At 67.5% G+C, this 12,433-nt stretch carries 11 protein-coding genes; 7 read left to right on the top strand and 4 right to left on the bottom strand.

Annotated elements, in window-relative coordinates:
• Positions 1-35 precede the first annotated feature (35 nt).
• From OTER_RS12720 to OTER_RS24165, 5 genes are all read left to right on the top strand, one after another.
• Positions 36-1,325, top strand: a complete 1,290-nt coding sequence (locus OTER_RS12720) for a dihydroorotase (protein ID WP_012375328.1) — start codon at positions 36-38, stop codon at positions 1,323-1,325.
• 292 nt (positions 1,326-1,617) lie between these two features.
• On the top strand, positions 1,618-2,466 hold the full coding sequence (locus tag OTER_RS12715; protein WP_012375327.1) for a CPBP family intramembrane glutamic endopeptidase: 849 nt from the start codon (positions 1,618-1,620) through the stop codon (positions 2,464-2,466).
• Positions 2,467-2,530: 64 nt separating this feature from the next.
• Entirely contained in the window at positions 2,531-3,460 is a 930-nt protein-coding gene (locus tag OTER_RS12710) for a thiamine-phosphate kinase (protein ID WP_012375326.1), read from the top strand.
• Between the two features lie 18 nt (positions 3,461-3,478).
• Complete coding sequence (tsaE, locus tag OTER_RS12705; protein WP_012375325.1) at positions 3,479-3,913, top strand: tRNA (adenosine(37)-N6)-threonylcarbamoyltransferase complex ATPase subunit type 1 TsaE; 435 nt, start codon at positions 3,479-3,481, stop codon at positions 3,911-3,913.
• 39 nt (positions 3,914-3,952) lie between these two features.
• Positions 3,953-4,246: a hypothetical protein gene (locus tag OTER_RS24165; RefSeq protein WP_012375324.1), complete on the top strand. Its 294-nt coding sequence runs from the start codon at positions 3,953-3,955 to the stop codon at positions 4,244-4,246.
• A gap of 188 nt (positions 4,247-4,434) precedes the next feature.
• Here OTER_RS24165 and OTER_RS12695 read toward each other — a convergent pair whose 3' ends face one another.
• The 4 genes from OTER_RS12695 to OTER_RS12680 form a co-directional block, all read right to left on the bottom strand.
• Positions 4,435-6,522 carry a hypothetical protein gene (locus tag OTER_RS12695; protein WP_012375323.1) on the bottom strand — a complete coding sequence of 696 codons (2,088 nt, stop codon included), beginning with the start codon at positions 6,520-6,522 and terminating at the stop codon, positions 4,435-4,437.
• 320 nt (positions 6,523-6,842) lie between these two features.
• Positions 6,843-9,011 (bottom strand): acyltransferase family protein, encoded by a 2,169-nt coding sequence (locus OTER_RS12690; RefSeq protein ID WP_083767725.1) that lies wholly within the window; start codon positions 9,009-9,011, stop codon positions 6,843-6,845.
• On the bottom strand, positions 8,974-10,095 hold the full coding sequence (locus OTER_RS24160) for a glycosyltransferase family 2 protein (RefSeq protein ID WP_012375321.1): 1,122 nt from the start codon (positions 10,093-10,095) through the stop codon (positions 8,974-8,976). The genes OTER_RS12690 and OTER_RS24160 overlap by 38 nt, the downstream gene beginning before the upstream one ends.
• A 10-nt stretch (positions 10,096-10,105) precedes the next feature.
• Positions 10,106-11,176, bottom strand: a complete 1,071-nt coding sequence (locus OTER_RS12680) for a polysaccharide pyruvyl transferase family protein (RefSeq protein ID WP_012375320.1) — start codon at positions 11,174-11,176, stop codon at positions 10,106-10,108.
• A gap of 386 nt (positions 11,177-11,562) precedes the next feature.
• Here OTER_RS12680 and OTER_RS12675 point away from each other — a divergent pair, with 386 nt between their 5' ends.
• A complete protein-coding gene (locus tag OTER_RS12675) occupies positions 11,563-11,763 on the top strand; it encodes a hypothetical protein (protein ID WP_012375319.1) in 201 nt (66 codons plus the stop codon).
• Positions 11,764-11,933: 170 nt separating this feature from the next.
• The gene (locus OTER_RS12670) at positions 11,934-12,353 is read left to right on the top strand and encodes a DMP19 family protein (protein WP_012375318.1); all 420 of its coding nucleotides are present in this window, start codon (positions 11,934-11,936) and stop codon (positions 12,351-12,353) included.
• Positions 12,354-12,433: the final 80 nt, after the last annotated feature.

The following is a 12,433-nucleotide window of genomic DNA, read 5'->3' as shown; positions in this document are numbered from 1 at the left end:
AACGAGAAAGAGAACGATAACGAGAACGATTGAACATGCCCTCCCTCTGGATCCAAAACGCCCGGGTCATCGATCCCGCCAGCAAGCGCGACGCCACCGGCGACCTCTTCGTCACCGACGGCCGCCTGGTCGACTCGCTCTCGCGCGACGCGAAGCGCCGCGCGAAGAAAATCGACGCCCGCGGGCTCGTCGCCTGCCCGGGACTGGTCGACATCCACGTCCATTTCCGGGAGCCCGGTCAGTCGCACAAGGAGACCATCGCGACCGGATCCCGCGCCGCGGCCGCCGGCGGATTCACCACGGTGGTGTGCATGCCCAACACCACGCCGCCCGCCGACAACGTCGGCACGATCCAATACATCAACGACGCGATCCGCCGGGACGCGGTCGTGAAGGTGCATCCCACCGGATGCATCACCGTGGGCATGAAGGGCCAGGCGCTCGCGCCATTCGGCTCGCTTCAGCGCGCGGGCGTCGTGGCGATCACCGATGACGGCGACTGCGTGCAGAGCAACGAGGTGATGCGCCGCGCCTGCGAATACGCGAAGATGTTCGACCTGCCGCTCATGGATCACTGCCAGGACACGTCCATGACCCAGGGCGCGGTGATGAACGAGGGCGTGGTCTCGACGCGCCTCGGCCTGCGCGGCTGGCCCAATGCCGCCGAGGACCTGATCGTCGCCCGCAACATCGTGCTCGCGTCCTACACCGGCGCACGGATTCACCTGCAGCACATCTCCTCCGGGCAGTCCGTCGAGATGATCCGCCGCGCGAAGAAGCGCGGCGTGTCGATCACCGCCGAGGCCACGCCGCACCACATCGCGCTCACCGACGCCGCGCTGGTCAGCTATGATCCGAACTTCAAGATGAACCCGCCGCTGCGCACCGAGGAGGATCGGCAGGAGATCATCGCCGGGCTGCGCGACGGGGTGCTCGATTGCATCAGCACGGACCACGCCCCGCACACCGATTACGAGAAGGACAAGGAGATCGATTTCGCGCCCAATGGCATCATCGGTTTGGAGACGTCGCTCGCCGTCGTGCTCGAGGTCCTCGTGAAGCAGCAGAAGTTCAAACTGCCGCAGGTCGTCGACCTGATGACCCGGCGCCCGGCCGACATCCTCAAGCTCAAGGCCGGTACGCTCGCGGTCGGCGCCCCCGCGGACATCTGTCTGTTCGATCCCGCCGAAACCTGGCGCTACGACGCCAAGGCCGGCCTCAGCAAATCGAGCAACTCGCCCTGGCACGGCCACACCTTCACCGGTCGCGTGAAAACCACGATCGTGGATGGGCGTGTCGTCTACGCGAACGGCAGGATCGTTTGAGCTCCGCCTGTTTGTCGTAGCGGAAAGCGTGAGCTTTTCGCCACTCGCGACGTAGGGCCGGCGCTCGCCGCCGGCCGCGCCTCACGCACAATCGTCGGCTTTCTCGGCTGCCGGCGAGCGGCAGCCCTACCAGGTCGCTACCCGTCGCGCTTCGCCGTTGGCTTTCAACTCCCCTACTCACATGGGCGTCCCGCCCGTGGGTTTAACGGCAACCGAGAGGGATCCGCGCGCTGATCCCACGCTCCTTCCCCACGCTTGCGCCGGCCGGAGTTTTCCGCCGCACTCGTCGGCAATGCCCGTCACTCCGTTCACCATCGCGGTCGTCGCCGCTGAGCTCAGCCTGCTGCTGGCAGGCGTGATCCTGCTCTGGCGCGTCGTGCTCCGGCCGGCCGCGCGCGTTGAGCCGCGCATCGCGGGCGTGCCGCGGTGGGACATCTCGCTGCTTGATTTTCTGCTCTTCGTGTTCCTCGTTTTCGCGGCGGGGATGGTCGGCAATCTCGTGGCCGGGCTCGCCTTCAACGGCCTCGCCGTGACCACCGACGCCAAGACCGTCGTTTCGAGCGCGGGCTTCCAGCTCGGCCTGCTCGGCGGCGTGGCGCTGCTGCCGGCAGGCCGCGATCAAAGCCTGATCAGCTCCGTATTCGATCGCCGCAGCCTGCTCAGCGGCGTCGGCGCCTTTCTGATCGCGCTCCCGATTATCACGCTGGTCAACATCGCGTGGCTTTGGCTGCTGCAGGCGCTGGGCGTCCCCGCCGACCAGCAGGATTTGCTGCGCCTCTTCAGCGCCACGGATTCGGTTGCGTTGCTCGGCGTCATGATCGTGCTGGCCACGCTCGTCGCCCCGCTCGCCGAGGAACTGTTGTTTCGCGCGGCGATCTTTCGCTATCTCCGCACGCGGATTCCGCGCTGGCTCGCCTTGCTGCTGCCGGGTCTGGTGTTCGCGGCGCTGCACGTCAACTGGAGCACGCACGACGGGCTCGCCAGCTTTGCCCCGCTGGTCACGCTGGCCGTGGTCTTCTCGCTCGCCTATGAGCACACCGGCCGGATCGGGACCGCTGTGGTGGCGCACGCACTGTTCAACCTGCACACGATCTTGATCCTGCTGTCCGGCGTACTCGACGAAGCGCCCACGTCGTTCTGAAGCGAGGCCTCCGCCGCTTCACGGTTTCACCGTTTACCGCATCACGTTTCACCGTCTCCCCTCCGTGAATCCATTCTCCAAAAGTCGACGGGAATCCGTCGGCGCACTCGGCGAGGAGAAGCTTATTGCCGCGATCCGGCGTTGGCTGGGACGAACGTCGCCCCGCGCGCCGTTCGGGATTGGGGACGATTGCGCGGTGCTCGCACCTTCGCGCGGACCGCAGTTGATCACGGTGGATCCGGTGATTTATCCGCGGCACTTCAATGATCACGTGCCGCCGCGCGCCGTCGGCGCCAAGCTGCTGCGACGCAACCTGAGCGATCTCGCCGCGATGGGCGGCCGTCCCACTGCCGCCGTGCTCGCGTTGACCCTCGACGCGCGCGTGAGCCGCCGCTGGCTGGAAGCCTTCTACCGTGGGCTTGCCGCCTGCGCGCGGCTCTACCGTGTGCCGATCGTTGGCGGCGACATCGCGCAAGCCGACGGGATGGTCGGCGCCAGCCTGACGCTTCTCGGCGAGGCGACGGGGCCGCGAACGCTCACGCGTACCGGCGCGCGCCTCGGCGATGCGATCTACGTCACCGGCGTCCTCGGCGGCAGCTTGCGCAGCGGACATCACTACTCGTTCACCCCGCGGCTCAAGGAGGGCGCGTGGCTCGCGCGCCGGCCCGAGGTGCGGGCGATGATGGACCTGAGCGATGGACTTGCCAAAGACATCCACGCGCTCACGCCACCGCGCGGTGTGGCCGCGTTGGAGCCGGCGACGCTCCCCCGGCGGTCCGGGGCGAACCTGCGCGCGGCGTTGACCGAAGGCGAGGACTACGAGCTCGTCTTCGCCGTCGCCGCGCAGGCTGACGCCGCGCATTTCGAGCGCGCGTGGCGGCACGCGTTTCCGCGCACGCGCTTGACGCGCGTCGGCCGTTTCGTGCGCGTCGGCGCGCTGCCGGCCACGGCGATCGATCTCGCCGACTACCACGGCTACGAACACTTGCGTTAACCGAGGGCGGCGATCGCGATGAGTATTCTTGAACGACTCCGCGCCGGCGTGACTACGGCCTCCGCCGACGAAACCCGCGCGCTCGCCGGCGAACTTGCCCGCACCCTTCCGCCCGACCAGACGCTCGCCCTGCACGGCAATCTCGGCGTCGGCAAAACCACCTTCGTGCAGGGACTCGCCTGCGGCTTCGGCGTGCCCGAGCCCGTCACGAGCCCCACCTTCAACATCTACACCGTCCACCGCGGCCCGTCGCGCACGCTCGTGCATCTCGACGCCTATCGGATCGAAAGCGCCCGCGAGATCGAGGATCTGCTGCTCGAGGATTTTCTCGTCACGCCGTGGTGCCTCGCCGTGGAGTGGCCTGATCGCATCGCGGAATGGCTGCCCGCCGACACGTGGCACTTGGAGTTGGCCATCACCGCCGACGAGCGCCATACGTTGCTCCTGCGCTGAAAACGCCCCGCCACCGCCTTCCCGGCCGCCACAAATCCCATGAGATTTCTCGCTCTCGAACAGGATGTCGCCGGAGTCACCGCGGAGCAGATGCGTCCGTGGTTGCAGGCGGAAGCGCGCGCCGTCTGGGCGCTGCAGCAAGCGGACACGCTCCGCGAAATCTGGTTTGCGCGGCCGGATCGCCGTGCCGTGCTCCTGCTCGAATGTCCGGACGAAGCGGCGGCCCGCGCCGCGCTCGGCACGCTGCCGTTGGTGCGCGAGCAGTGTATCCGTTTCGAACTGCTGGCGCTGGATCCCTACGACGGCCTCGCACGGATTTTCACGCCCGCCTGAGGCAAGCGAACGTCGGTGGTCAGCTGGGGCGGCTCTCCCGCTTGCGCTGAAACGAAGCCGCATGCACAGCGATGCACCGAGAGCCGAGCGGCACGATTTCGCCGTGCGGACTGCGCCACAACCGGCGCGGCTTCCGGCTCCCTGCCAAAGGGACGCCACCGGAGTGGCGTCCCGAGCGACTCGAGTGCTTACGCTGGCGAGCTCGGCTTGACGGGCTCGTCGGCAGGGGCTGACGACTCAGGCGCTGTCGGCTCACCCGGCGCCGTTTCGGGGCGGGTGACCTGCGGACGTTCCGGTTCAGTCAAGACCGACTCCGGCAGAGGCTCGGGCGCCGCAGCTTGCGCCTCGGCTTCCGTCACCGCCTCCTCGACGGCCGATGCGGGTGCGGCACCCTCCGTCGGCGCAGCGCTTTCCGGCGCAGCTTCAGGCTTGGCCTCAAACGGCGGCGTCGATTGCACCACTTCGGGGAAGTTTTCCGGATCGTGTTCCTGCGCCTCGATCTCCTTCTTCCGCGCCTCAACCATCGGCGGCGGAGCGAACAGCCGGCCATCGATGAACTCGGTCACGTAGCCTTCGGTTACGAGCCAGCGCAGGTCGCCCTGCATCCGGCTGATCTTGGCCCGTTGTTCGATCGTCAGCATCGCCTCAGGCTTCGCAGCCTCGTCCGGCTTGGGGGTCTCGGGGGCGGCTTCGCTCGGCGCCGCGGCCGCGGCCACGGGCGTTTCCGAGGCTCCCGCGGCAGGAGCCGGCACGTCGATGCCGAGGAATTTCTTCGCCAGCTCGCTCGCGCGAATCATCGGCGAGCCTTCGATGAAGGTGATGAGCGTCGTGATGGTCTCGGAGAACGTCTGGCCCGGCACGCGGAATTTCCGCTTCACCGCGCAGACGTAGCTGATGCCCTTCGAGCCCTTCTTGAAAATCGTGAAATGCTCGCGCCGCAGCCGGCCGCGCAACGCGTTGGCCGTATCCAGCGGAAAACGGCGCTGGCGTTCCAACGCGCCTTCGATCGCCCGGCGGATTTCGCCCGGCGGCATCGGCTCCAGCAGCTTGCCGTGGAAGCGCGCCGTCTCGACCGCGCGCACCACTTTTTCGCGCGCGTTGGCGAGCAGATAGGCCCGGGCATCTTCGAACGCGTCGAACGTGATCACCGGGGCCGGCGCAGTCTCGGGCGTCGTGCTGTCCTGCTGCGCGGCGACTTCGGCCGCCGCCGCTTCCGTGGCCGGCGTCGCCGGCTCGGTCGCGACCGCCGCAGGTGCCGGCGCCGGCGCGCTCGCCGCGGCCGCGGCCTTAAGGCTCGGCTTCCACGTGTAGCGCGTCGTCGTCTTCATCTTAGCCAGCCATTGCGCCACGACCTCGGGATCGCGCACGGTCTCGATCCGGCTGCGATACGCGTCGAACGACATCCGCGTGATCTTCGCCGAGAAATGCTGCTGCACGATCTGCGCGTAGCGATGGTAGTTCGGCGGCCCGAGCAACTCGCCCGTCACGCTGCAGCGATTGATCACCTGGAAGTTGCCCTTCGGCGGATCGACCTCGACTTCGGCGAGTTCGAAGAACCGGCCGAGGTGGTTGCTCAACACATGCGCGACCACCGCTTCCTCGCTCTCGAACGGAATGCCGTCCGGCACCGACAGGTAAATCGGCTGCTTGGCGGGACGCGCCGCGGGCTGCGCGGCGTCAGGCGCGGGCGCGGTCTCGGGCGTCTTCCGCGCGAGCACCACCACGAAGCGATCGGCCTTGCCGATCACCGTGCGCGCGATCTCGAACAACTCGATCGTGCGGCACGACGAACGAATCGTTTTTGCCAGCGCGTTGAAACTCGTATCCTCCGGATAGAACGCGACGCTGAAATATGGGCTCTCGTAGGGGCCGCGGTCCATCATTTCGCGCGACGCGTGCCCGGCATAGCCGCCGTAGCGCGGGCCGCCACGCTCGCCGCCTTCGCGACGCGGACCGGAATACTCGCGGCGCGGACCGCGTTCGCCGGAATACTCGCGGCGCGGGGCCTGCTCCGACTGCGGACCGCCGGCCGGACCGCCGGGCGCGCTGTCGCCGCCTGCGGGACGGCGGAACGTCCGTCGATCGCGCCGATCCGGCGCCATGCCCTCGCGACGATCGCCGCCTTCGCGACGCGGACGATCACTGCGCTCCCGCGATTCGGAAGGCGATACCTTGTCCTGCGTCCATTGCGTGCCGAAGCTGAAACCCTGGAGCTGGCTCAGATCGAGTTTGTTGAAATCCTTGGCGGGATTTTCCTTGGCGGGCGTGTCGTCCATGTAAGCGGAGTCGAGTGGGCATGGGCCCACGAGTGTTTGCAGTGGGTGGGGTCCGGATGTAGTCGGAGCGGAGTGTTCACGGGCAAGGGGGTGAGGCAAGCCTTTCCCGGCAGGGTAAACGCCAGGCCCGAAAGCCTGTCTTCCACCCGCTCCGGCGGTCCGACCATAGCCCGGGGAAAAGCACGCGGTTCGACTCGCGGTCAGGGGCGCGCGTTCCCGGAAAACATTGTCAACGCGGACCCGGCGCCTTCGGCAGGGCACTCACTCCGTGGGGACCGCTCACCTCACCCGACTTCCCAGCGGGCAGCGGGGTGCCCGCCCTACCTGCGCGATGTCCGCGGTAGGGCGCTCACGCCGCGTGCGTCGCGATCCTCACGCGCCCTTCCCGCCGGAGCGGTCGGCGCCACCGAAATCGAGCGCACCAACGAGGCAAACATCGGCGTCAGCAACCGCGCCCCGGCTCGCGTGAGATGTTGATAATCATAATAGAGCGCTCGTCCAGAGAGCGCGGCAAGACACCGCCCGTCCTTCGATAGATACGGGATCGGATCCAGCACTGCCACGCCGGGCGCGGCCCGCCCCACCCGATCGATGATCTGATTCGAGCGGCGGGTAAACCGCGCATGCTGATCCACGCGGACGCCCACTTGCGCGACATCGTCGCCGAACATCGCGGCCAGCGCCAGCGCCTTGGGGATCTCGCGGCGCTGTGACGCCACCTGCCGCATGATCGCCACGCGCACGCGTTCGGCTTGGATCGCCTTGACGGTGGCGACCAGGCTCGCCTCGTCCTCGGGCGTGCGCAGCACCTTTTCCCAGCGCGAGACGAGCACGACGACGGTGGGCCGATGCGTTTTGATCCAGCGCAGCACGGCCGCATTGTAGCGGCGCTGGTCGGCCTCGCCCCAGTCCAACAGGGAGGCCGTCGCCGAGCGACTCGCGCGGTAGCCATCGACGCGCAGCTCGCGACACATTGTCTCCACTGCCGGCGAAACCACGCGCGCATGACTGTCGCCCCACAGCAGAATCGATGGTCCGGCTGCCGTGGTATGAAACAACTCCGGCAACGCGCCCTGCTCCGCGGCCTCGACAGTGAGATCGGCTTCCGCGAGTTCGACGCGATCCGTGTAGGCCTCCGCGTAGCCGGCGATTTCGTCGGGCAGCCGCTGCGGCACGCCCTTGCTCGCGGATACGAGCCAACCGGCCACCAGCACGACGCCGCTTGCGATCGCCGCGCGGAAGAGCAGCTGGCCGAACCCCCACTGCCGCTGCTGGCGGAACGGCCGTTCCACATAGCGCCACGACAGCCACGCCGGCCCGAAGCTCACCACGACCACCGCCAGGCGCATCCAGGCGGGGCTATACAGGCCGGTGAACCAGTAGTGTGAAAACACCTTCACCGGCCAGTGCCACAGGTAGAGCGAGTAGGAAATCAGTCCGATCGCGACGAGCGGCCGCCAGGAAAGCAGCCGGCGCAACGATGACTCACCGCTCGTGGTTGCCCAGATGACCAGCAGCGTTCCCAGGCAGGGCGGCACCGCGGCCAGTCCCGGGAACGGCGTGTCCGTCGTGTAGAGAAACATCGGCGTCACCATCAATGCCAACCCGGCCCAGCCGAGCCCGGCGCGGGGGAAGCCGGGCAAGGGCAACTTACCTCGTCGGAGCGCGAGCCACGCGCCGAGCGCCAGCTCCCACGCTCGCGTCGGTAGCAGGTAAAACGTGGCGTCCGGAAACCACCGCACACCGACGAGACTGACCGCGAACGACACGATCGCGCCGCCCGCCACGAGCTTGCCCGGGGTCATGCGCCGGCGATGAAGCACGAGCAGGATCAGGGGAAACAGCAGGTAAAACTGCTCCTCGACCGCGAGCGACCAGAAGTGCAGCAGCGGCTTCGTTTCCGCCGGCGCCGCGAAGTAGCCCGACGTTTTCCAGAAAAAGAAATTTGCCCCCAGCAGGGCCTGCGCGATGGCGGACCGGCCGAGTTCCTCGAAGTCAGTCGGCAGCAGGAGCACGAACCCGAGCACGAGACACGCGGCCACCGTCACCATCGCCGCCGGAAAAATCCGGCGGATCCGCCGCACCCAGAACTGCTCCAGCGAGAACGTCCCCGCCGCGAGTTCGCCCGCGATCAGGCTCGTGATCAGAAAACCGGAGATCACGAAGAAAACATCCACCCCCACGTAGCCGCCGGGCATGCGGAGCTGGGTGTGATAGAACACCACCGCGAGCACCGCGATCGCGCGCAGTCCATCGATTTCAGGCCGGTAGCTCAGCCGCAGCCCGCCGCCGACCGCCGGTTTTTTTTCGCCGTCCATTTCCGTCAACAGCCCTTTGCGTTCGTAGGGCCGGCGCTGGCCGCCGGCCGGGAATGAGTTTGCCGGTTCAACCGGCTCGCGGCTGCCGGCCAGCGGCAGCCCTACCTCTGACCTACATCTGAAAGCCGCCGGACTATGCCCGACGCGCGAGATGCCCGCCGACGGCGACATACTCGCGAAGAAACTGAACCGCCGCGTGCGGCAGGGCCCAGCCGGCGACGCGGGTCGCGCGTCGCAGATGCGCCGCCGCCGCGCCGAAACGGCGCTGTTTGAGCTTGAGCGCGGCCAGTGAGAACCAGCCGCCCGCCTGCGCCACCGCGACTTTGCGCCGCCAATGGCGCACCGGACGGGGCGGCGAATAGCGCTGCGTCACCTGTTCCAGCAGCCGCTCCACGTGATCCCAGTCGGTCGCCGTGCTGTCGAACCTCACCCAGAAATCCCGCAGCGCGATCATCTCTTCGCGGCTCACGTTGAGCCCGCACGCGCGGGCGATCTCCTCCTGGCAGGCGATGAGGCTGAACTCACCGTAACGAAACGGGTTTTGCTTGGTGACCGAATTGGGATTCGCCGCCCGCCAGGCGTAGAGCGGCTCGGGGATCACCGCCCACGAGCCGGCGCGCACCATCCGGATCCAGAGTTCCGTCGCTTCGCTTCGGAGGTAACGCTCCCGGTAGCCGCCGAGCTCGCGCACCAGCCGCGCCGAATATAGCACCTGCCCGTGCGCGTTCAGCCGATTGTAGAACAACAGAAAGAACGGCAGCAGTTCCTGCTGAAAACAGATGCCGCGCCAGCCGGGCAACTGCCGATCCTCGGCGTCAATGATGTTGAACGGACACGTGACCAGCCCCACCTCCGGATGCGCCCGCACCAATGCCATCTGTCGTTCGAAACGATGCGGGAGCGAAAGATCATCCGCATCCATCCGCGCGATCCACTCCGCGCGCGCCAACGCGATCGCGCGGTTCAAGGTGGGCGTGACGCCGAGATTGCGGGGATTCGGCCGGCTGACGATCCGTGGGTCGGATTCGGCATAGCGCTCGATCGCCTCGCGCGTCCCATCCGTGGAGCCGTCATCGATGATGATGAACTCAAAGTCGCGCCAGGTCTGGCTCAGCACGCTCTCGATCGCCGGAGCGAGAAACCGGCCGGCGTTGTAGGCCGGCATGATCACCGACAGCGCCGGCTTATCCGTGCGGCGCTGATCGTTGGGTCGCTCCGCGCCGTCGGCGCGGGGTTGGGAGACGAGGGTGCTCACGAGGCAAAGGCTAGCGCCGGCCGGCCGAAGCGCCGCGGCGTTTCAGTTCCTTCCACCCCCGATAGCGGCGGCGCAGCTTGTAGGCCCGGCGCTGCAGATGGTGAAAGTAGAGGGACCGCACCAGCTGACGGAACGAGAACGGCAGCCGTCCGACGAAATGCACGCGCGGCCAATGGACGAGGCTGTGTTCGTAGATCGCCTCGTTCTTGAAGTAGGCATTGCGATAGAGCCAGACCTCGCGCCCCATCATCGCCGCCGTGATCGCGGCGTGCGTGCGGTCGGTGTGTACCACCGCGTGCCGCGCCACGTAGTCGAGGAGCACGTGCGACTCCGAGTCGGGTCCACGCGAAACGTCGGTACCGGGCAGATGGCGCGGCCGCCAGTCGAACACCGCTTCGCCGTCGCGCCGGAAGATTCCGCTGGTGCCGCTGTGCGGTCGTCGCGCCCAGCGGCCAAGATCGGCGAGGAACGCCAGGTCATGAGACAGCGCCAGCCGCCGCGGCCGCACGCCCGCCGCTTCAAGGTCCCCGAAGCTCCGCCGCTCGCGACAAAACACGGTGTAGCGATCATCCCAGGACGCGGCAAACGTTCGCACCGCAGGGCAGCGGAGGTCAAACGACGCCGGCAGGATGATCACGCGGGAAACCTGATCCGCGTAGCGCTGGACGATCGGGATCAGGGAATGCGTCGCCCGGCAGAAAGCGCCATTGCCGAACACGAGCAGCACGTCGGCCTGAATCTTTTCCGGCGCCCTGGGCTCGTAAACCTCCGTCCAACGGAGATCGAGCGAACGCAACAATTGCCGCCCGCCGAGGTGGATCACCCCATCCCCGCGATTGCCGCGATTGACGAGCAGGGTGATGCGTCGACCGCTCACCGCGCGCAACGTCTCGCGGAGCTCATCAAAGGCCGCCGGCGGCAATCCGCCGCGCGCGTGAGCCGGGCCGGCCGCAGGTGAAGCGTCGATTCCCCTGTCGCCTCGCTCCAAGTCACGCGCCGGGGTCGGCGCGATGTCGCCGGAGCCCGCGCGACGGGCGAAGTACCAAAGCGAGTACGGAAACGCGAGGGAGGCGAACGGCATTTCGACTGGAGGTGATGTGGCGGAAATCGCTGGCAGCGCTGAGCTACAGCCGGCGGCTGGGCACCACCGACCCGTGTTCAGGCCGGCGGTTCGTTTTGTAATCTTCCTTCACCCGAGTCCGAACTTCACGGCGTCTCAAATCGATTTCACGCCAGACGTTCCCAGATTCGGGTCGGCACGATCCTGAGCCCCTCTGGGGCGGTAGCCCCACCCCGGCCCCCGACCGATGCCCCAGGCTTCTGAAGTCGCTCTCCTTCAAGGACCGGCGACGCTGGCCCCGCCGCTCGCAAGTGCCGCGCCGGCGTGGTGCCCGAATGCTCGGTGGCCAGACCGGGAGCAGGCCCGATGCACGATAAGATCCGTAGTCGGTAGGATCGTCGCAGAACATGAACCATCTCTTTGTGGCCGGTGATCCTTTGCTGGAGTTGGAACAACAAATCGCCCGCCGCGCCGACGAACTCGCGCGCGAGCGCAATGGCGGGACCCGGTATCCGCTGATCAATTGGCTCGAAGCCGAATGGGAGGTCCTGCGGCACCACGCGTGTTATGCCGGCATGTCTTCGGCCGGGACGGACGCGACGCGCTGAACGCGGCTGGTCGCGGGCAGCACATCGACACGACGCACCCGCGGTGATCGAACCGAGCCCCGCGTGAGACGCGGGGCAGCCGCAGCGGGGACGGCCGTGCCCCGCAGTGCGCCGACCGATGCGATTTGAGGATCGGCGCGGCGCGTGCATCTTGCGTCAACCACGCCGCCATGAATGCCGATCTCGCGATGCAACGGGCGTTGGACCGCCTCAAGCGACTGGGCTTTGCCGGCCTGAGCGAAGAGGAGAAGACGCTCGCGGCCATCTGGCATTTCGAATCGAAAGTCGCGAACGCCGGGTTCGAGCGCTACTTCAAGACCGTCGATGGCGAACTCGCGCGGCACGCTCCCGCCGCGTTTCGCGCGGTCGAAGCGCGCACCCAGGCGGAAATCGCCGAGCAGGCCAACGCCGTTTTTGGACCCGGCGGTGTGCCGACGGATCCGCGCCTCCGGGAGCAGGCGTTGCGCACGTTGTCGGATGAAGCGCGGCGGACTTTCGACGCGCTCGAACGGCGCTATTTTGAATCGGCGAGGGACCTGGAGGATCGACTCGCGCGCTACCTCGAGCGGCACGCACCGGCCGCGCGGTGAGCAGCTGGCCAGAACCCCACGCGGTTCGTGGAGCCGGAGTTAGGCCTTGCTAACGAGTCTCCGCCGTTTACGTCGAAAGC

This window comes from Opitutus terrae PB90-1, from assembly GCF_000019965.1.
GTDB classification, from domain to species: domain Bacteria; phylum Verrucomicrobiota; class Verrucomicrobiia; order Opitutales; family Opitutaceae; genus Opitutus; species Opitutus terrae.
The sequence above is the reverse complement of the archived record's forward strand: the minus strand, read 5'-3'. Positions and strand labels throughout refer to the sequence as shown.

Bases quoted from the DNA above. Each gene is read 5' to 3' on its own strand.
- OTER_RS12720 (WP_012375328.1), top strand. From the start codon at position 36: ATGCCCTCCCTCTGGATCCAAAACGCCCGGGTCATCGATCCCGCCAGC.
- OTER_RS12715 (WP_012375327.1), top strand. From the start codon at position 1,618: ATGCCCGTCACTCCGTTCACCATCGCGGTCGTCGCCGCTGAGCTCAGC.
- tsaE (WP_012375325.1), top strand. From the start codon at position 3,479: ATGAGTATTCTTGAACGACTCCGCGCCGGCGTGACTACGGCCTCCGCC.
- OTER_RS24165 (WP_012375324.1), top strand. From the start codon at position 3,953: ATGAGATTTCTCGCTCTCGAACAGGATGTCGCCGGAGTCACCGCGGAG.
- OTER_RS12695 (WP_012375323.1), bottom strand. From the start codon at position 6,522: ATGGACGACACGCCCGCCAAGGAAAATCCCGCCAAGGATTTCAACAAA.
- OTER_RS12690 (WP_083767725.1), bottom strand. From the start codon at position 9,011: ATGTCGCCGTCGGCGGGCATCTCGCGCGTCGGGCATAGTCCGGCGGCT.
- OTER_RS12680 (WP_012375320.1), bottom strand. From the start codon at position 11,176: ATGCCGTTCGCCTCCCTCGCGTTTCCGTACTCGCTTTGGTACTTCGCC.
- OTER_RS12675 (WP_012375319.1), top strand. From the start codon at position 11,563: ATGAACCATCTCTTTGTGGCCGGTGATCCTTTGCTGGAGTTGGAACAA.
- OTER_RS12670 (WP_012375318.1), top strand. From the start codon at position 11,934: ATGAATGCCGATCTCGCGATGCAACGGGCGTTGGACCGCCTCAAGCGA.